Genomic DNA, 20240 nt, shown 5'->3' with positions numbered 1-20240 from the left:
ACAAGGAAAATATGATGACAATAACACGAATTGATCCAGATAACCGCTGGTCTGAAGCTGTGATCCATAATAACGTTATTTATTACACAAGTGTTCCTACTAATCTTGAAAATGACGTTTATGTACAGACCAAAAGTGCATTAACTGAAATTGACAAAATATTAGCCCGAGCTAACAGTGATAAATCACGTATATTAGATGTAACATTATTTTTAGTTAATAAAAGTGACTTTGCAGCTATGAATAAAGCATGGGACGAATGGATAGCTAAAGCTAGTGCACCAGTACGTTGTACAGTACAAGCTGGGTTAATGAAAAAAGAATATTTAATAGAAATTAAAATCGTGGCAGCAGTAAAAAGCTAATGTTGTGATTACCGTTAAAACTATTTGCTATTCGGTGGCATCAAATTAAGATCCTGTAAACAAGTTGGTGTATTCACCTATTTTTGAACTAACCTATAAGGCGTTTTCCCTGAAATCGCTTTATGCGGTTTTAACGGTATTATAAAAGTTAATAAATCGCTTAGGCTTTAGTTGTCATTCTTTTGCATCACTAAATATTTGCTGATTCTGCAACTTTTCATTAACGTATGCATCACTATTTCGGCTTTCCCATTCGTTTATGGGTAGGCGGGTTTGGTGAATTTTAGTTAATATGATGTTATCACACAGTTTATCTAAAAAGACAAAGCTCCCCTCATTTTTGTCAAAAACTTTCAGGATCGCACTGTGTTTAAGTAAAAAAATCATGATTAAATTGATAAAAATGAACTTATTGTTATTCCTTTTTTAACAACGGCTTCACCACAAAAACAACGCTACTAAACTAACTTGAATTATTACAACAAACTAAATAAGTATTCAATACAATACAATGTTACTAGCAATCCGGCCTGCAGAACGTGCATTTTATATCACAGATATTATATGAAAGTGATTTTTTTAGAACTGCAGAAAAAATAAAGATGGTTCAACGCCTTCTTATTGGAATAATTATAAAAGAGGTGCAAATTATCATGGTAGAGGGTTTATTCAAATCACCTACAAAGATTGTCCTTATGACAATGCGGTAGCAGTATTTAAAACAATTAAAACGGAGTTTGTAAAAGGCCAACATTTCAACTCAACAACTGAGTTACAACGCACTTTCTCGGCTTATTCCTATTGGTACAATAATAAACGATTACATTCTTCGTTAGACTACTTGCCTCCCGTTGAATTAAAAAACACTTACCCCTTAATTTTTTGTTTGAAAATGTGTCGCCATTCCAAAAATTAAATACAAAGCCTTTATGACGAGGGCTTTACTTTATTTTTTTATTCAATGATAGAGATTTCGAAAAATTCGAATTTGCGAGCCAAATAGATCATATCTTGAAATTGTTGTTGCGCAGGCTGACCGATTTTTTCGATCCATCCTTTAATGACAGGATTGGCTTGAAAAGATGGGTTTGAAGCTTGTGCATACAAATAGGTTTCAATAACGATTATTTTAGTAAATTTCAAACCGATCAAATAATCATAGGTGGTTAATAATCGCTGAAATAATTGTTCAGGTTTTTCATCGGGTAATACAATGCGTTCATCTTTTCGTAATGTATTCACTAACTCATGGATATAGGTGTTAGCATCAACATGATAAGTCGTTCTAGCCAAAAATAACGCTTCTGCAATTTTATTTGCAGCATCTTGAGATATTTTGTTCTTCTCTTCCTCTGTCAATCCTGATTTTTTTTGCCATGAGTGACTACTATTCTCAATATTATGCCTTGCTTCAATTGTGCTTCGTGAGGAATTAATATCAGGATCATACTTTATAATTGGGATGATTGCTGCTGTATTAACTAATATTTTAGTAGCATTTAATAAGGATACCTTATATTTTATATCATCAACCATTTTTTATTCCTAATTCTTTTATTTAACAGTGAATACTCATAAGTCTTTTTTCATTGGTAATAGATCAGCCTCACGTAATTTTAGTTCGATATGGTATATTGTTTTAGCATCCTCCTTATTCGCCTCATCAGGAAAGTGATCAAGCAAGACAATCACTGTTCCAACGTGTTTTCCTTCTTTGTAAATAGGAATCAGTTGGTGTGCTTCCTGATATTCACTTTCCTGTAATGGGCTCGGAATATAAACGATTAACGAAGTATTTATGCGCGGAGGGAAGAGTCGCAGAGAACAAAAAGAATCTTGAAAGCGCATAGTAATATAACATTGACTAAATTTCCCCGCTAACCCTCCAATAAATGACACCATCTGACTAATCGTTTTTCTATTATTTTCAAAAGTAAAAGAGAAATCAACCTGAGATTGGCTAGCATGGCTGCCTTCGATAGCTTTATATCCTACATAGGACATTAGATGGCAGTTAGATAGTTTTTGACTGTCAGCAAAATGGAATAATACATCACCTTCTTTTTCGATTTTTTTACAGGCACGAGCAATTTTTTTTAGTCCATATTCGGTGAACCCTTCAGGGCTATAAATCAATGCTTTTGGTTTACCTTTTGCGGTACTTCTCATTGGATACCAGTGTGCATTAGGATCAATATGCTGCTGATAGACATTGAGTATGTCATGCAGTTGTTGGTTAACATCAGTAAATATAATCTCTTGCACTCTGGGTAAATGAAGTTCGACATCGAACTGAATTATGTTCATTTCCATGCAGATAACCTTATTTATTGGTTAATGGTTTTATTATTATAAAAAATAACAGTAAATACTAGCTATATTTAAATAAAAAACATTTTCTATTTTTCATTAATCACAGATTTAGCTCGTTAAATTTGTCATTTTTGACTGTTCTTCACCAAAAAAGTGGACAAAACTCATAGCAGACAAATATTATGGTCAAAAAGTTTAGCATCGAATTTAAACAACAATCAGTCGATTATGCATTATCTGGATAAGCTACACTAATTAGTGCCAGTTTTATAAGGTCATTGTTATGATAAACTAAAAAAAAAAGAAGGTAACAATAATGACAATTGATTCATCCCGAAGAGCAAAACGTAGCTTTACTAACGAGTTCAAAAAATAGATAGTCATGCTATATCAAAATGGTAAAAAAGAGTGATATTGTCGCTGAGTATGACCTCACCAAATCGGCATTAGATAAGTGGATAACACAGTATTAAACCACGGGTACCTTCACCGCAAAAGGTTATCATCGTGCAGAAGAGAATGATACCCTAAAGTAAGCTACGTTGATAATGGGACGAAAATCAAGTTAATTACACTAATAAGTATCGATACAGCTTACGTGCATTATGTTGATGTTTAAATGTGACCAGAAATCGTTTCTATTATCAACGGCAATTGACCTAGCAATCGCAAGATATTGCACTTAGTGAAAATAGTGGGTGAAATTTTTAATAAAAATTATCGTGTTTATGGCAAAGGGCGTCTGCAAGCAGAGCTTAGAAAACAAGTAATTACTTTATCTCGACACCAAATAGATCGAATCATGGCGACAAATGGTTATCGATTGAATACAAGAGAAATCGATGGCCTTATATTTTGGGTACTAAAAAGTGTGGACATACCAATTAGTTATTAATTGATAAAACCATCACTATCCCCATTAATTAAATTTTAGTGTATACTTCGCATACATCTTATTTTAATTATTCATACAGTTGCCATGCATACTCAACCTAGAATTGCCATTATAATGGGGTCCAAAAGCGATTGGACTACTATGCAACACGCAGCCGATATCCTCGATGCGTTAACAATTCCTTATCATGTTGAAATCGTTTCTGCTCACCGTACTCCTGATAAATTATTTTTTTTTGCTGAAGATGCCAAACAAAAAGGTTTTGATGTGATTATAGCAGGTGCTGGTGGTGCGGCTCATTTGCCAGGTATGTTAGCTGCTAAAACGCTGATTCCTGTATTAGGTGTTCCAGTGCAAAGTGCTGCATTAAGTGGAATAGATAGTCTCTATTCTATTGTTCAAATGCCTAAAGGTATTCCAGTTGGCACTTTAGCAATAGGTAAATCTGGTGCAGCGAATGCGGCATTACTTGCTGCACAGATTCTAGCTCTACATGATAAAGAAATATATCAACGCTTATCAACATGGCGATTAACACAAACTGATGAGGTATTAAATAACCCAGATCCAAGAGTGAATGCATAATATGAAACTTCAATCTGTTTGTGTACTAGGTAACGGGCAATTAGGGCGAATGCTTAAGCAAGCTGGCGAACCAATAGGTATTAAAGTTTATCCAGTTGGATTAGATGTAGATCCTACCGCCATTCCATATCAACAGTCAGTAATAACAGCTGAAATTGAGCGATGGTCAGATACGCCATTTACACAGATTTTAGCTAAGCATCCGCATTTTATTAATCGAGATGTTTTTCCACTTATTGCAGATCGTTTAACTCAAAAAAAACTACTTGATGAACTAGGTTTACCTACAGCTAAATGGTTTGCACTTAATCAATACCAAGATTGGTCAAAGTTATTCACTGAACTTGGTGAGCTATTAATTGTTAAACGTAGAACTGGCGGTTATGATGGACGAGGGCAATGGCGAATTGCTATTAATGGTCCAATAACTGTACCTGATGATATCTATCAACAAGCTATCGTTGAACAGGCTATCCCGTTCGAAAAAGAGATGTCATTAATAGGCGCTCGTAATGCAAAAGGTGAAACAGTATTTTATCCCCTTACCAATAACTTCCACCAAGACGGCATCTTAAAAATAAGTGTTGTACAACCTAACAAATCAGATTCATTACAAATAAAAGCAGAACAAATGCTATCTGCTATTATGCATAAATTGAATTATATTGGTGTAATGGCAATGGAATGCTTTATTGTTGGTAATGAACTACTGATCAACGAACTTGCTCCACGAGTACATAATAGTGGTCATTGGACGCAAAATGGAGCTTCAATTAGCCAATTTGAATTACATCTTCGTGCTATATTGGGGCTTCCATTTCCTAAGCCAGATGTATTTACGCCATCAGTTATGGTTAACTTAATTGGCACAGAATTAAATTTAAATTGGTTATCAATTGATTTGGTACATCTTCATTGGTATGAAAAAGAAGTTAGAGTTGGACGTAAAGTAGGGCATTTAAATTTAACCCATAACCAAACAAACAAATTGTTAAAAGCATTAGAGAATTTAATACCGTTATTACCTAATGATTATCAAAAAAGTATTGAATGGGCAAAACAAACATTAGCAATTTGAAAACTTAAAACAATTTGAGTGATTAAATTAGGGATGAAACCATGATCAACTTTAACCAAAAAATCAATTATCAGCGTTATGCTAGCAAACAGCGTGAAGCTCTGTCTGATGAGTACTCAATAGTACGTTGTTTTGAAAGTGATCGTGGACGCATCATAAACTCAGCCGCTATTCGTCGCCTACAACAAAAAACGCAAGTTTTTCCATTAGAACGAAACTCAGTAGTTAGAACAAGACTTACTCACTCTATGGAAGTGCAACAAGTTGGGCGATACATAGTCAAAGAAATCGTTAATCGCCTAGGCAATGCTGGAAAATTAAAAAAATACGGGCTTGATAATTGTATAATGGCGATTGAAAGCCTAGTTGAAATGGCTTGTTTAATGCATGATATTGGTAATCCTCCATTTGGTCATTTTGGTGAGGCTGCCATTAATAAATGGTTTACTCTACGTTTAGGTCTTGGCAGAGCAACAGATTATCGATTTCTTGAAATAAATGTTAGTGATAAAGAAGAAATAAAAGAACTTAAAACTAAAATTCGCCAAGATTTATCAAGTTTCGAAGGTAATGCACAAGCAATTCGTTTAGTGCATACAATATTACGTCTCAATTTAACTTACTCTCAGATTGCTTCAATTATGAAATATTCTAAACCAGCTTATTGGTCTAAGCCGGTACTGCCAGAATTTTCTTATTTAATGAAAAAAGCAGGTTATTATTTATCAGAACAACCATTTATTGAGGAGTTATCTAAACAGCTTGATATCAAACCATTTCATCGTTATCCATTTACCTATATTATGGAAGCCGCCGACGATATCTCATATTGCATTGCCGATCTAGAAGATGCGGTTGAAAAGAAAATTCTAACAGTAAAACAGCTTTATACTTACTTAGCTGAGGCATGGGGACCGATTAAAAAAGGTGATCTGTTTGATACCGTTGTCAATCGCCCTTATGAAAATCTAAATCAAAATGGTTTTGATGCGATAGGCATCGACCAATTTTTTATGTACCTACGTGTCAACACTATTGGCAAATTGGTACCACATGCTGCTGAACGCTTTATTGAAAATATTGAAGAAATTTATCACGGCTCATTTAATCATGCCTTACTTGAAGATCATGGTGCAGAATATAAATTACTCAATATTTTCAAAACAGTTGGACTTGAACATATATTTAACCATGAATCGGTTGAAAATATTGAACTTCAAGGGTACCGAATTATTAGTGGATTACTCGATATTTATAGCCCACTGCTTGATATGCCTACCAACGACTTTTTGAAATTGGTTGAGGATAAACATCACAAAAATTATCCTATTGAAACTCGCTTATATCATAAATTATCCTCAAAACATTGTGTCGCTTATAAACAAGCAGTTAACAAACTCAATATAAATAAAGCGGAAAATTTTGCGTGTATGGAATTCTACTATCGATGTCGCTTATTGCAGGATTATATTAGTGGCATGACAGATCACTTTGCTTATGACGAATATCGCAAGTTAATGGTGACATTCTAGATCCTATTAATTTTTATAACAGCTAAGCACCACTAATATGCATTGGCACCATATTAGTGCGCTGCTAAATAATAAATCTAATTAACTATTTGTTATCTTTTGTTTTAACCTTCCAATCAAAACAGCTGAACTTTAATTTTATGATAGCTATATTTTTATAAATTAAGTTGTAGTAGCAAATTCAATTCAAGTTAATTTTTTTGGCACACTCTTTGCATAATTTAATCTGTAACTCACAATTTTTAGGAGCGATTGATGAAATTAGTTACCGTAGTTATAAAACCTTTCAAATTAGAAGAAGTCCGAGAAGCCTTATCTAATATAGGTATTACAGGATTAACTGTTACCGAAGTTAAAGGTTTTGGACGACAAAAAGGTCATGCCGAACTTTACCGTGGTGCAGAATATAATGTCAATTTTCTACCTAAAGTTAAAATTGATTTAGCTATTAGAGATGATGAACTTGACCAAGTTATTAGTACAGTTACTAAAGCAGCATATACTGGCAAAATTGGTGATGGAAAGATTTTTGTCAGTTCACTTGAACATGTAGTGCGTATACGTACTGGTGAAACCGATGACTCGGCATTGTAATTGATTGTTAAGGAAATCATTATGTTGAAAAAAATTATTCCCTTTTTAGTTATTTTATTCTCAAGTTCAGCTTTTGCCGAAGAAGCTGCCGTAGTTGATAAAGCGGATAACGGCTTTATGATGATCTGTACCGCCCTAGTACTTTTTATGTCGGTACCAGGGATTGCATTGTTTTATGGTGGATTATTACGTTCTAAAAATGTGTTATCGATGTTAACACAAGTGCTAGTAACTTTTTCGTTAATAGCGGTGCTATGGATTATTTATGGTTATTCACTTGCTTTTGGTGAAGGAAACTGGTTTTATGGCAACTTTAACCATTTTCTATTAGCTGGAATAGGTATTACAGATGTGTCAGGATCGATTTACGAGCTAATTTGGATCGCATTCCAAGGATCATTTGCTTGTATTACTTGTTGCTTAATTCCTGGTGCTTTTGCTGAACGAATTCGTTTTTCAGCAGTATTAATATTTATGGTGTTATGGTTTACATTTTCATATATTCCCATGGCGCACATGGTATGGGGAGGCGGAATTTTAGGTGATGAAGGAGCTCTTGATTTTGCTGGCGGTACTGTAGTACATATTAATGCTGCGATTGCAGGAATAGTGGGTGCTTATCTGATCAAACAACGTATTGGTTATAATCGTGAACCACTAAAACCATTTAACTTACCTTATGTCTACCTTGGAGCTGCTATTCTTTATATTGGTTGGTTTGGCTTTAATGCAGGATCATCAACGCATGCAGATGAAATCGCAGGTTTAGCCTTTATTAACACTGTTGCAGCAACAGCAGCAGCGGTTTTGGCATGGACATTCGCAGAATGGTTTTTACGAGGTAAACCATCTTGCCTTGGTTCGGCATCAGGAGTGATAGCGGGATTAGTAGGTGTAACACCAGCGGCAGGTCTTGTTGGTGTAGGTGGTGCTATGTTAATAGGGCTTATTTGTGGTTTTGCTGGTGTCTGGGGAGTATCAACACTCAAAAGAATTCTAAAAGTTGATGATACATGTGATGTATTTGGTGTACACGGCGTATGTGGAATTGTGGGTTGTATATTAACTGGTATATTTACATCAGAATCGTTAGGAGGTATTGGTTATGCCGAAGGCATTACAATGGCAACTCAAGTAGGAATACAATTGATGAGTGTTATTACCTGCGTAGTTTGGACAACAGTGGTTGCTTATATTGCTTATAAAATTGCAGATATTATTGTTGGCTTAAGGGTACCAGAAGAACATGAAAGAGAAGGTCTGGATATTAATAGCCATGGCGAAAGTGCTTTTAATAGTTAATCACTAACCGAAACAGTCATTAATTAAAAATTAGATATAAAAACAGATTTAAACTCAAAATAATTTACAGGGAGATATTCCTGTAAATTATAGCTTTTATTATTATAGGAATTACTTGATATTTACTGATACGAGGTTTGATAATTAAAATTTAAATTGCAAGATAATTGTGTATTTTAGGTTTTCTGTATATGAAAGAGGATTACTTGTAATAGTCTTTAAATTATCAGTCACCGATTGAATATAAAATGAATCTATGATTTTACCTTTTTGATACTAAAAAAGTGTAAACATATCATCTTTACATTTCTTTACAAAAAAGTCCTCCAAAAAACTAGCCAACTATTTTTTAAACGGCTATACTTTAACCACTATAGGGAAATAAGCTTATTAAATAAGTGAATAATTATAAAAATTTAAATAAAACAAATAATTATAAATCACGAAAAAAGAAAACATTAATTGATAGGTGAAATGTAATGCAGTATTGTTTTTGGCGCAAGCACTGGCAAACTTATGTCTTAAATTTATCAAATAATCCTATTCGACGATTTTTTACTCGAAGCTCATTTATATCATCGAAATTATCCATAAAATTATTTTCAAAAATCCCATTGGCATTAGCGCCGTTGTTGTTATTACCGTACTCTTTAGAATCGCAGGCACTATCGGCCACGACTTCTGAGCGCATTCACGGTACTGCGCCTTATTTAACCTTTGATGGCGGCGCGACTCATGCTGATTCAGTTAGTCCCTTATTATCAGTAACATTGCCCGGAAACAAAATTATTACTGTATCAAATGATAGCTCAAGTATGGAAAACCCATTAGTGTTAGATAAACTTTTAGCCACTTTTGCAGATATCAAGACATTAGTACCGCATGGGGATTATCCAGAAGTATTGACCGATAAAATTATTGCTGACAATGGTTATTGGAAGGATGATGATGGCGATACACTCCATCGTGTCAATTCAAGTAAATTAAAAATTAAATGGCAGAATTTATATGGTCAAGATATTACTAATTATGTGAAGGATAACTCAGATAAAGCATTAAATGGCTGTGATGCACCTTATCAATTGACGTTAGAAGCGGAAGATGTGAGCATTAAGACAGAATATGGTATTCCTTCTGAAAGTGATAAATTTACTGGAAATAGGCATACCTATTATCTTTATCCCAAAATGGATAAACCACAATTTTGTTATGCTATGCCTAACTTAGAATATGATTGGCATTCAAATGATATACCTTACGATGGTGCAGTTTCTTCTCTTAACGATCCGCATGGTGATTGGAATAAATATAGAGGGTTTTATGCTTATAATCCAGCGAATCCTGGAGCAAACTTTCCAACCACAGGCTCTCATAATTTATTTTTTTACTTGAGTGTTGCAGGAATGAAAGCGCAAGATATAGTAAATAAAAATGGTCGAACAATTTCGACGGGAGGGGTAACATTAACGTTAAATGCTGAAAATAAGCTACCTACAGGGCTTGTAAAAATTAACTTAACGGGTCCTAAGGAGAGTAATCCTGGTTCTTTTATTCCTTCAACATTTTATTTACACGATAAAAACAATAACCCATTGTATAATTTTAGATTAGAGCGTTGGTATGTAGCTAAAAAAGGCGGTGCAGGCGGTTATCAAAATGCCGTAGCGTTTTGTAATAACTTTAATGGTGGTGGATATCGTATGCCCAAAGTGCTTGATTTTACCAATGCAAGGCGTGGCGGTATTGTGGATTGGCAAAATGGTATAACAGATGAAAGCTATTTACGAAAAATTAGTTATAAAGTGAATGGTTATTGGATGGGTGGGTTATTTAGCGAATGGGGACGTATGACTCAGATTTACTATAAAGATAGTGATTGGGAATATTTTCGTGTTGGAGAACCTTCTTGGGGGGATATAAGAGGGTATTATTGGACGTCAGAAGATCATTACAATGTTGATTTTAACAATATCCATAATTATGTTGTAGAGACAAATATAGGTATTGTTGGTGATAGAGGTGGAAACGATTTAGATTTTAGAGTAGCATGCGTTAGCTTTTAGTTATATGTAAGAATTATTTACGTTTTTTATGGTAATTTGATAAATTACTGTAATAAATATACATAAAAAAACAAAATTGTAGGAAAACGCCGAGTTGTTTACTTTTCATGGTTAAAATAATCCTCTAAAAACGCATAAGCCGTTTTTAGAGGATTAAGTTTTAATTAACAATATTCCCGATAAACACGTTTGTGATATCCATTGATAGCCTAGCTTTTGGATACGATGAAAACATTTAGGAAAAAATCAGAAAAAATGTTTTTTCGACTATCTTGCTAAATATTAAAGTAATTATTGGATCATCTAATAATTTAGGTTGATAATTGTAAGCATAACAGCTTAATTTTACAATAGCACATCACGGCAATTGATTTTTTGTTAACAGCTTTATTTAATCATCCCAAAGCATAATTGCATGATCTTCAGTTAATATTAACGGCGGTGCAAAAAGATACTCTTTGACTTTAGCTGGTAAAACCTGCATGTCATTAAAGTTAAATTGTAACTCAGGATAAACATTAGCGATTTCTTTTATACGGGTATCAAGTAATTCCTTTATTTTATTCGATTCTTTTGTAATAGCTATTTCGTCTTTTAACATGCCAATTTGTTTTTTATGATGCTCTGACTCAAATATTTCATGAAAAACAAAAGAAAATCCCTTTTTGTTATTGGTTCTGTCACAATCGGGGCATTCTCTATATTCAGGATGATGCAATTTAAGTTCTTTAACACGCAAAGCAATAATTTCGTCGATATGATCGGTATAATAATTTAATGTGGGATCTAAATAAGCCAGCGTTCTGTGTTCAGGTATTGCGCTATTACGATGCACTAAGGTAAATAAAGGTTTTTTTAATATCTTCATTTTGTAACTTCCTTTTAATTAAAATAAAAAGATAACAAGACCTTAATAAAGAAAAGAGGCTGTTAATTTTATGTAAAAATGTTTTTGGTTGACATAATACTTAAATATAAAAATAAACAACAAAAATTAAAATAATTCATGATGTTTTACTAGATATTTAAATTAATGAATTTAAGTTTCAAAGCAAGGTACTTAAAATAAAAAAATACTATTAAGAACGACTGCTATCAGAAAATGAAAAGTTTTATTTACTTATAAACCTTACTTAAAGGTTAATTACGGTATACTATCAATGCAGTTAAGCATTGTTACTTAATAGTAAAAACTTAATAAGCGAATGACTACCTATTTTAAATAGCGAATTGGTACTATTTAGCATATTTAAAAAAATAATCACTTTTTTAAGACAGATTTAATTTTGGAAAGTTCAATAATATTGCTAGATTTCATCTTTTAGTTAAAGATTATTCTTCTGATTTTATAGACAAATACATAACGAAGTTGATCAATATATCATAATAATTTTTAATATATTTAACTATTAAAGCTATTTAAAATAGAGCAGAACACGGAATGATTTATTTTTTAGTAAAAACTAGCAATATCGGTCAAATTATAAGACGATCATAATTATGGTGATGATTGTTAGGTTTTCAATGCCTTTGGATATTATAAATAATTAACCTAATATGGGATTTCCTCACGCTGTTTACAGGAATTGAAAGAAATACGTCGATTAACATACTTTTAATTACGGTATTTTTAATTGAGATACGGCATAATCAGCAAATAGTTAGTGATGCAACAGATACAAGCAAAATTATAAGTGATTTGCTGACTTTTATAATAATAAAGTTAAACCACATAAAGCGATTTTAAATAAAACACTTTATGTGGTTTTAGAGCACTATTTTAGCAATGAAATGTAAACACCTTGATGTTTTCCTAAATTTTAAGTAGAAAATGTTAGATGAACTAACTATTTTCAAGTTTGCTCTTTTTGATATGTTTTAAGTTAGGTAAAGCAATTGCCAATAGAATAATACTCACTCCAATCCATTGATTAAAATGGACCGATTCGCGTAAATAAAAATATGAACAAGTGACCGCTACAGGCAATTCTGCTGCCGACAAAATGGCACTTAATGAAATCCCAATTCTTGGAATTCCTACCGAAAACAAAAAAGGTGGCAATACAGTACCTAGCAATGCTAATAAAAATCCTAATTGATACAGTTTGTCGCTAATATCAAGTTTGAAGAAAAATAAAGGTGGAAATATCAAAAAAGTAACGATACATGCGCCGGTAATCATCAATGCACTTTTTTCAAGTTTAGGTAATTCGTTACCAATATTGCTGCTAGTACTAATAAAGAGTGAATACATCAGTGCTGCCAAAAAACCAAAAAAACAACCAGTCAAATTTAAATTAATATCTTGATTAAAAATACCTGCTGCTAAGCAGCTACCTAAAATAATTATAATAATCGCTGAAAGTTGAATAATAGTAGGTTTGTTTTTGAATATAATAAAATCAATAAAGACACTAATCCACAAATATTGCATTAGTAAAATAATTGCAATTGATGCAGGCACTAACTGTACGCACTGATAATAACAAATGCCGACCAATCCAGGAAATAGACCAACAGCGCAGACCATCCATTTTTTTTTCAATTTAGTCTGTTTTTCGGTTTGCATCGCTAATTGTGCGTTCGTTGATGTAGATACTTTTGGAGAGCGTATTATTTTGACAATAAAGTGAATACTCCATAACATTAACATCCCCAAAAAACATTGAATACCAGTGACTTCACCTAGTTTATACCCTTCTTGATAAGCAGTCTTAACAATAGAAGATAGTACGCCAAAACTACATGCACCTAATAAAACCAGTAAACCGCCTAAAAATTTATCTTTCATATCTAAATCTCGTAACAAAAAATAACATGCCGATAATTGTCGGCTAAAAAACACAATAAAAGACATAGGGGAGGGATTATTCAATTCATTCCCAGGTGTCTTTTCAATAAGTTAAATCAATCAAACTACAATGATAATTAATATTTCAAAATTTGTTAATCTAAACGGATAAGTGATTATGCCTCATACTTACTTTTAGTATGGTCATAATTAAATGAATAATAAAAAACAACACCTAACACAAGTGCATATGTAGCGAAAATTAGCCAAATTGTTTGCCAATCTTTAAGACCATCATGTGTACACATGTCAACAACATAACCACTTAAAATGGAGCCCAAATAAGCGCCAATACCATTAACCATGGTCATAAATAGTCCTTGAGCGCTGGCTCGAATATTTGAACTGACTTCTTTTTCAATGAAAATAGAGCCTGAAATATTAAAAAAGTCAAATGCACAGCCGTAAACGATCATTGAAAGCATTAATAGCACAAAACCAAAAGGTGTCGGATCGCCAAATGCAAATAAACCAAATCGCAAAGTCCAAGCTATTAAGCTTATCATTATGACTTTTTTGATGCCAAATTTTTTGAGAAAAAATGGGATGGTTAAGATAAATGCGACTTCAGCCATTTGTGAAACCGATAATAAAATAGCTGGGTATTGCACAATCAAGCTATCTTTAAATTCTGAGACTTTACCAAAATCATGCAAGAAAGCGCCACCAAAAGTATTAGTGATTTGTAGTATCGCACCAAGCAACATAGCAAAAAGAAAAAAAACAGCCATAACTGGTTTTTTGAATAATACAAAAGCATCTAATCCTAAATAAGAAACCCAAGACTGTTTTTGGTTTTTAGATACAGTAATGTTTGGTAATGTTGCACTATAAACAACAAGAACAGCGGATGCTGCGCACGCAACATAGAGCTGAGCATTACTCAACTCGAATTTGCATAAACTAATTGTCCACATTGCAATGATAAAACCGACTGTACCAAATACTCGTATTTTAGGGAAAATGGTTACCGAATCTAAGTTATGTTGATCCAAACAGTGGTAGCTAATAGAGTTAGATAATGCAATGGTTGGCATAAAAGCTAACGCATTGCCTAACATCACCCAAAATAAAATAGCTGAATTATTAACTGATGCAGCATAAAAAAGCGCAATGGAACAAACAGAATGACAAAGCATATATAGATATTTAGCCTGCAAAAATTTATCGGCAATAATACCAATAATAAATGGTGTAATTAATGCCGCTAAACCTTTTGTACTAAAAATCATCGATACTTCAACACCAGAAAAGTGTAAAGTATTAAATAGATAAGCACCAAAAGTGGCTAACCAGCTTCCCCAAATGAAATATTGGAAAAACATCATTATTTTCAATCTATTCTTTATGTTCATTGTTTATTCCTAAAATAAAGTGAACTTTTTATAGAAAATTACCAATAAAAATTATTGGTTAGAAACGTGCAATCGTTTTTGTTATAAGTTTTAAAAAGGTTGATTTAACACGTTCTGCTGTCTCTATAACTTCTTCGTGTCCTAATGGTTGATCTAAAATTCCGCAGGCCATATTAGTTAAGCACGAAATTCCAATGGTTTTAATGCCTGAATGGTGTGCGATAATTGCTTCGGGTACGGTTGACATACCAACTGCATCGGCACCTAAAACACGAATCATTCTAATTTCGGCAGGTGTTTCATAAGTTGGACCTGTCCACCAAGCATAAACACCTTGTTGTAAGGTAATATTAAATTCTTTGGCTACATCAATTGCTGTTGAACGTAATTGTTTGTTATAAACCTCGCTTACATCTAAAAAGCGTACGCCTAAATCAGGATTATTTGGACCAATAAGAGGGTTGTTGGCAGTAAGATTGATGTGATCGGTAATCAGCATTAAATCGCCTGGTTTAAAGTCCGTATTGACTGCACCACATGCATTAGTGATAATTAATTTTTCAACACCAAGCATCTTCATCACACGAACAGGGAAAGTAACTTGATCTAACGAAAAACCTTCGTAGTAGTGAAAGCGACCTTTCATTGCCACAACTGTTTTGTTTCCACATTGCCCAATGACTAATTCATTTGCGTGGCCAACTGCTGCTGATTTGGCGAAATGTGGTATTGCGTCATAAGCAATATGAACAGCATCTTCAAGTGTGTCGGCAAAAGGTCCTAAGCCTGAACCAAGAATAATTCCAATAGTTGGTTTTTTGTTTGTGTGTTTTTGAATAAAATTAACTGCTTGTTGAATGTCTGAAGTCTGATGCATGATAGTATCCTTTCAAAAAATTAATGCTAAGCTAAAGTAAAATAGGCGAATATAATAAAACAGCAATAACCTACTGCTTAGTTTACTGGGTAAAAATCCCACAAAATAATTAAAAAACAAAATAATTTTTGTTTTTCAGTATATATTATGATGATCTTCGCCTAATAAAGAAAGATACGAATTGATATATCTTAAAGTGGATTAACAAAAATCTTTTTTATTTCTATTATTCAATATGTTGAGTTTAGATTGATTTAATCACCATAAATGAACAATATAAAAATATTTCCTTAGATAAGACGATCATCGCCAGAATAGATCACACCTTTATCACCCCTAAAAAATCCTAACAAAGTTAAATGACACTGTTTGGCCAAATCGACAGCCATTGATGTGGCAGCCGAAACTGCTAACAAAAATTCCACACCGCAATTAGCGGTTTTTTGTACCATTTCATAGCTAGCGCGGCTTGATACTAACACCACGCCGTGTTGATACTTAGGGTTATTCAATAATTGTATAGCTCTAAAGCCGAGTAGTTTATCTAAAGCCACATGCCGTCCAATGTCTTCAAATCCAGCCATAAATTGTCCTTTCAAATCCAGCCACACAGCTGCGTGCGTGCAACCAGTTTGTTTACCGACTTGTTGAACGTGCGATAAATAGCTTAAGCTGTCACTAAAATCTGCTAAATTAATCTGACTTATTAATGGTAAAGTAGGAATATCTTGGCAGACTTGCTCTATCTGCTCAGTACCACAAATACCGCATCCTGTTCGCCCAGTTAAATTACGTCGTTTTTCTTTTAGCTCGCTAAAGCGTCGTGACGAAAGTTCAATCTGTACTTCTATGCCTTTGGGAGTATCAATAACATCAATGCCATAAATATCATTAACCGATTGAATAATATTTTCAGTTAACGAAAAACCAATGGCAAAATAATCCAAATCTTTTGGTGTCGCCATCATTACTACATGTGAAATTCCGTTATAAATTAAAGCAACTGGCTTTTCGATAGCTAACATATCAGATTGAGAATGTTGTAACTTACTGTTTTTAAATTTACGTACTGGAATTGATTTAACACCGATCGCCATTAATTGCCTCTTGCTAATTTGGTTATAATCAAGACTACTATCAGCACAAGATCAACTATTAATAATTCTAAAATGTTAACGTAGTGTAATATTTTATCAATAGATGGCGTGCTCTGCTCTTAATAAGCAATATTATGATAAAATAGTTCACCATAAGCAATTGATAATTCATAAGCTAACTCTATGTCATTACAAGAAATCACACAGACTATCATGCAGTTTATTGAGCACCATCAAGTTTGGGCATTACCCATTATATTTTTATTGGCATTTGGTGAATCATTAGCGATTATCTCGCTTCTAGTGCCTGCAACGGCTATTTTATTAGGGGTAGGGGCTTTAATCGGTGGAGGAGCAATATCATTTGTGCCCGTATTAATTGCCGCTTCGGCAGGTGCTGTTTTTGGGGATTTACTTTCTTATTGGTTGGGTAAACACTATCATCAACAAGTTATTGCTTCATGGCCACTTAATAAGCACCCTAAATTAGTTTATCGTGCCGAGCAATTTTTTCAGCGTTATGGAACATTAGGGGTATTTATAGGTCGATTTTTTGGACCACTACGAGCCATAGTACCTTTAATTGCAGGCACAATGCATATGCCAACCACCAAATTTAACCTAGCAAACATTGCTTCAGCGCCAGTTTGGGCTTTTGTATTGCTTGCGCCAGGAGCATTTGGTGTGCCTTGGCTAGAAACTTTTTTTGGTTAAAGCGTGCCGATGGTATAACTACGACGCCCACTCTTGCGTCCCAATGCTTCTAAATTGGTTTGCAATGGTGGGAATGGTAGCGTTAAATGATGCTTACGATAAGCTTCAAGTATCAATTTATGTATAGCGCTTCGCAGTAACATTCGGTGTCCCATCTCAGCAGCAAAAACACGTAGTTCAAACAACTGAATACCTTCTTGGATATCCACTAAAAATACTTGAGGTTCAGGATCAGTAAGTACGTATTCACATTCATCTGATGCTTGTTGTAAAAGTTTGATAACCAAATCACTATCAGCATCAATGGTAGCGGGAATAGTTAATACAATTCGAGTGATCGAATCAGACAACGACCAATTCACTAATTGTTCAGTAATAAAGGCTTTATTGGGCATCACAATTTCTTTACGATCCCAATCGACAATAGTAATTGCACGGGTATTAATTTTTGTAATATTACCTGTCAAATCACGAATTGTCACCGTATCGCCAATACGAACTGGTTTTTCGAATAAAATGATTAAGCCAGAGATAAAGTTAGCGAAGATTTCTTGTAAACCAAAACCTAGCCCCACACCTAATGCGGCAATTAACCATTGAATTTTAGACCAGTCGATACCAATAAACGAAAATGCAATCATACAGCCAACCATCAAAGTAATATACTTTGAAACAGTCGAAATAGCATAACCTGTTCCCGGTGATAAATCTAAGTGTTGTAAAATGCCTAACTCTAACAAAGATGGCAAATTTTTGACCAACTGAACGGTAATTGTCATAACTAAAATCGCAATACATACTGCGCCAAGAGTGATGTATTGTTCAATTTCAGTTCCATTAACAATGGCACTGGTTCCCCAAAGTTTAATATTATTCATAAAAGCAAAGGCCGAATGTAATTCAGACCATAGCAAAATCATACTAATTAGTGCAATCATCATAATAATCGATCTGACTAAATGTAATGATTGCGCACTAATGACATCTAAATCAATAACAGGTTCATCAACACTTTCGTTAAGTGAATTGAGATCATCTTCATGTGATTTTGCTCGTTGCATACGTTCTAAGCGACGTTGCTTGGTTCGTTCAAATTCAATACGACGTTTTTGGATCCACATCCAACGGCGAATCATAAAATAAATAACTAACAGAGCAAACCAAATAATGACAGAAGCCTCAAGACGACCTAATAGTACTTGAGCTGTTGAAAGATAACCTAAACAAGCCGCAATGATAGCTAGCCATGGTGCACTTAATAAAATAAACCACAAAATATGACTTAATAAATTATCACCGGCTCCTTTTTTATCAATATAAAGAGGAACGCCAGCACGATGGATAGAATTAGTCATAAACACCAAAGCAAAGCAGAGCAAAATAAATGATGTTCGACCAATTGTGGCTGCAAATTGATGATTATTATATTGATCAAAACTCATTACTATCATCACTAGTGGAATTACCAGCCAAACTGAAAGTTGATAATATTTCATCGCTGAGCGTACGCTACGTCCAGACCAACCAAAATGAGTAATAAACAGCCCATTAGATGACGCAAAATGCGCTGAAATAATAAATACCCACAAAATAGGCGCAGCAGCATTCACACCATAACCCAAGGCAAATGCGACAGGGTAATCTGAATTAATCTGTAAAGCATAACCAAACACCGCCCACAAAATAGGGATAGGTAATGCCATAATTAATGAAAATATAATTACTTTTAAGGTTAAAGAGTAACTATCTTGTGTGACTTTTCCTACACGACTAGCTGATTTATTGAGAAAAATATTATATTTCGTGCGCATTTTAAAGTGTGCAAACACGAATAGTAACGACAAAATAATTAAAAATAACGGTTTTGGCGAACTAAGTACTTCAACGCTAGCTTTATAAAGTTGCGAAATGGTATCAACAGAAAAAATCACATACACAACATCTTTGGCTAAATCGATTGGATAACTCAATGATATTGGATTCACATCAGCTACCCAGAAGAAATATCTGTGTGCAGCATCGTTTACTTCGTCAATCGCATTGGTTAATTGCTTATTGGCAATTTTTAGTTTAGTCAATTCTAGAATGGTAGTATCAGTTCCCGAAATAAGAGTCTTAAGTAATTCGGTTTGTTCTCGAATTAAACGACGATATTGGGTTGCTTCTTTGATGCTGTTAAGTGGACTTGTTAAAGTAGGGTAATTGTCCAAAGATGTTAAAATATTACTATAATTAAGTTGTTGCGCTTTTGCCTCAGCAATTTCGGCATCAAGCGCTTGCGATTTAGGTTTTTCTGGTAAACGCAATAACTGTTGACGTAAGGTTTCGCCCAAAGCGGTCGAAAAACTCAACCACTCTCCTTGTTCATCAAGTGTTGCTAGTGTATTTTGAACATGTGAAATTTGTGTCGTGATATTGTTTTGCTCATTAACAATACTAGTTAGATGTGTTTTTTGTAACTCCATATTTTGTCTGAGTTCATCATTTTTATCACTTAACTGATGAACAGCTAGCGAAAGATCATCCTCATTGTTAATGATTGGCGTGGTTTCTTCGGCAAAGGTCAGTGAAGAAAACAACACAGCAACAAAGCACACAACACCACGAATCCACATAACA

Annotated in this window: 18 protein-coding genes; 10 read left to right on the top strand and 8 right to left on the bottom strand. The window is 33.9% G+C overall.

Annotated elements, in window-relative coordinates:
- The first annotated feature begins 14 nt into the window (after positions 1 to 14).
- Both A9G25_RS05520 and A9G25_RS12295 read left to right on the top strand, forming a co-directional pair.
- On the top strand, positions 15 to 365 hold the full coding sequence (locus A9G25_RS05520) for a RidA family protein (protein ID WP_065626107.1): 351 nt from the start codon (positions 15 to 17) through the stop codon (positions 363 to 365).
- A gap of 667 nt (positions 366 to 1032) precedes the next feature.
- The gene (locus A9G25_RS12295) at positions 1033 to 1281 is read left to right on the top strand and encodes an IS3 family transposase (protein WP_081297164.1); all 249 of its coding nucleotides are present in this window, start codon (positions 1033 to 1035) and stop codon (positions 1279 to 1281) included.
- Positions 1282 to 1319: 38 nt separating this feature from the next.
- Here the strand turns inward: A9G25_RS12295 and A9G25_RS05510 are convergent, their stop codons facing one another.
- Positions 1320 to 1901, bottom strand: coding sequence for a hypothetical protein (locus A9G25_RS05510; RefSeq protein ID WP_065626105.1), 582 nt, complete (start codon positions 1899 to 1901; stop codon positions 1320 to 1322).
- 36 nt (positions 1902 to 1937) lie between these two features.
- A complete protein-coding gene (locus A9G25_RS05505) occupies positions 1938 to 2678 on the bottom strand; it encodes an Imm52 family immunity protein (protein WP_065626104.1) in 741 nt (246 codons plus the stop codon).
- Positions 2679 to 3363: 685 nt separating this feature from the next.
- On the opposite strand from A9G25_RS05505, the gene A9G25_RS05500 reads away from it, so the two are divergent.
- The 7 genes from A9G25_RS05500 to A9G25_RS05470 all read left to right on the top strand — a co-directional run bounded on the left by A9G25_RS05500 (position 3364) and on the right by A9G25_RS05470 (position 10727).
- Positions 3364 to 3573, top strand: coding sequence for an IS3 family transposase (locus A9G25_RS05500; protein WP_176701078.1), 210 nt, complete (start codon positions 3364 to 3366; stop codon positions 3571 to 3573).
- Between the two features lie 84 nt (positions 3574 to 3657).
- Positions 3658 to 4158, top strand: coding sequence for a 5-(carboxyamino)imidazole ribonucleotide mutase (purE, locus tag A9G25_RS05495; protein WP_065626102.1), 501 nt, complete (start codon positions 3658 to 3660; stop codon positions 4156 to 4158).
- A gap of 1 nt (position 4159) precedes the next feature.
- Complete coding sequence (purK, locus tag A9G25_RS05490) at positions 4160 to 5236, top strand: 5-(carboxyamino)imidazole ribonucleotide synthase (protein WP_065626152.1); 1077 nt, start codon at positions 4160 to 4162, stop codon at positions 5234 to 5236.
- Between the two features lie 41 nt (positions 5237 to 5277).
- Positions 5278 to 6768 carry a dGTPase gene (dgt, locus tag A9G25_RS05485; RefSeq protein ID WP_065626101.1) on the top strand — a complete coding sequence of 497 codons (1491 nt, stop codon included), beginning with the start codon at positions 5278 to 5280 and terminating at the stop codon, positions 6766 to 6768.
- A gap of 255 nt (positions 6769 to 7023) precedes the next feature.
- Positions 7024 to 7362 (top strand): P-II family nitrogen regulator, encoded by a 339-nt coding sequence (gene glnK, locus A9G25_RS05480; protein WP_034912116.1) that lies wholly within the window; start codon positions 7024 to 7026, stop codon positions 7360 to 7362.
- 21 nt (positions 7363 to 7383) lie between these two features.
- Positions 7384 to 8664, top strand: coding sequence for an ammonium transporter AmtB (amtB, locus tag A9G25_RS05475; RefSeq protein WP_065626100.1), 1281 nt, complete (start codon positions 7384 to 7386; stop codon positions 8662 to 8664).
- Positions 8665 to 9143: 479 nt separating this feature from the next.
- A complete protein-coding gene (locus tag A9G25_RS05470) occupies positions 9144 to 10727 on the top strand; it encodes a hypothetical protein (RefSeq protein WP_065626099.1) in 1584 nt (527 codons plus the stop codon).
- 391 nt (positions 10728 to 11118) lie between these two features.
- Here the strand turns inward: A9G25_RS05470 and A9G25_RS05465 are convergent, their stop codons facing one another.
- The 5 genes from A9G25_RS05465 to fdhD all read right to left on the bottom strand — a co-directional run bounded on the left by A9G25_RS05465 (position 11119) and on the right by fdhD (position 16907).
- Entirely contained in the window at positions 11119 to 11595 is a 477-nt protein-coding gene (locus A9G25_RS05465) for a hypothetical protein (protein ID WP_065626098.1), read from the bottom strand.
- A gap of 975 nt (positions 11596 to 12570) precedes the next feature.
- Entirely contained in the window at positions 12571 to 13602 is a 1032-nt protein-coding gene (locus tag A9G25_RS05460; protein WP_218057544.1) for an EamA family transporter, read from the bottom strand.
- Positions 13603 to 13694: 92 nt separating this feature from the next.
- Positions 13695 to 14933, bottom strand: coding sequence for a nucleoside permease (locus A9G25_RS05455; protein WP_065626097.1), 1239 nt, complete (start codon positions 14931 to 14933; stop codon positions 13695 to 13697).
- A 58-nt stretch (positions 14934 to 14991) separates the two neighbouring features.
- Entirely contained in the window at positions 14992 to 15810 is an 819-nt protein-coding gene (locus A9G25_RS05450; RefSeq protein WP_065626096.1) for a purine-nucleoside phosphorylase, read from the bottom strand.
- 290 nt (positions 15811 to 16100) lie between these two features.
- On the bottom strand, positions 16101 to 16907 hold the full coding sequence (fdhD, locus tag A9G25_RS05445; RefSeq protein ID WP_141675007.1) for a formate dehydrogenase accessory sulfurtransferase FdhD: 807 nt from the start codon (positions 16905 to 16907) through the stop codon (positions 16101 to 16103).
- Positions 16908 to 17090: 183 nt separating this feature from the next.
- Here fdhD and A9G25_RS05440 point away from each other — a divergent pair, with 183 nt between their 5' ends.
- On the top strand, positions 17091 to 17621 hold the full coding sequence (locus tag A9G25_RS05440; RefSeq protein WP_065626094.1) for a DedA family protein: 531 nt from the start codon (positions 17091 to 17093) through the stop codon (positions 17619 to 17621).
- Here A9G25_RS05440 and mscM read toward each other — a convergent pair.
- Positions 17618 to 20236, bottom strand: coding sequence for a miniconductance mechanosensitive channel MscM (gene mscM, locus A9G25_RS05435; RefSeq protein WP_065626093.1), 2619 nt, complete (start codon positions 20234 to 20236; stop codon positions 17618 to 17620). The two genes, A9G25_RS05440 and mscM, sit on opposite strands and share 4 nt — an antisense overlap.
- Positions 20237 to 20240: the final 4 nt, after the last annotated feature.

This window comes from Gilliamella sp. Bif1-4 (assembly GCF_001690535.1).
Taxonomy (GTDB): Bacteria; Pseudomonadota; Gammaproteobacteria; order Enterobacterales; family Orbaceae; genus Gilliamella; species Gilliamella bombi.
The sequence above is the reverse complement of the archived record's forward strand: the minus strand, read 5'-3'. Positions and strand labels throughout refer to the sequence as shown.

Coding starts and splice junctions, on each gene's coding strand:
- purK (WP_065626152.1), top strand. CDS start 4,160: ATGAAACTTCAATCTGTTTGTGTACTAGGTAACGGGCAATTAGGGCGA.
- A9G25_RS05520 (WP_065626107.1), top strand. CDS start 15: ATGACAATAACACGAATTGATCCAGATAACCGCTGGTCTGAAGCTGTG.
- A9G25_RS05510 (WP_065626105.1), bottom strand. CDS start 1,901: ATGGTTGATGATATAAAATATAAGGTATCCTTATTAAATGCTACTAAA.
- A9G25_RS05505 (WP_065626104.1), bottom strand. CDS start 2,678: ATGGAAATGAACATAATTCAGTTCGATGTCGAACTTCATTTACCCAGA.
- A9G25_RS05470 (WP_065626099.1), top strand. CDS start 9,144: ATGCAGTATTGTTTTTGGCGCAAGCACTGGCAAACTTATGTCTTAAAT.
- fdhD (WP_141675007.1), bottom strand. CDS start 16,907: ATGGCGATCGGTGTTAAATCAATTCCAGTACGTAAATTTAAAAACAGT.
- dgt (WP_065626101.1), top strand. CDS start 5,278: ATGATCAACTTTAACCAAAAAATCAATTATCAGCGTTATGCTAGCAAA.
- glnK (WP_034912116.1), top strand. CDS start 7,024: ATGAAATTAGTTACCGTAGTTATAAAACCTTTCAAATTAGAAGAAGTC.
- A9G25_RS05450 (WP_065626096.1), bottom strand. CDS start 15,810: ATGCATCAGACTTCAGACATTCAACAAGCAGTTAATTTTATTCAAAAA.
- amtB (WP_065626100.1), top strand. CDS start 7,384: ATGTTGAAAAAAATTATTCCCTTTTTAGTTATTTTATTCTCAAGTTCA.
- purE (WP_065626102.1), top strand. CDS start 3,658: ATGCATACTCAACCTAGAATTGCCATTATAATGGGGTCCAAAAGCGAT.
- A9G25_RS05455 (WP_065626097.1), bottom strand. CDS start 14,933: ATGAACATAAAGAATAGATTGAAAATAATGATGTTTTTCCAATATTTC.
- A9G25_RS05465 (WP_065626098.1), bottom strand. CDS start 11,595: ATGAAGATATTAAAAAAACCTTTATTTACCTTAGTGCATCGTAATAGC.
- A9G25_RS05440 (WP_065626094.1), top strand. CDS start 17,091: ATGTCATTACAAGAAATCACACAGACTATCATGCAGTTTATTGAGCAC.
- mscM (WP_065626093.1), bottom strand. CDS start 20,236: ATGTGGATTCGTGGTGTTGTGTGCTTTGTTGCTGTGTTGTTTTCTTCA.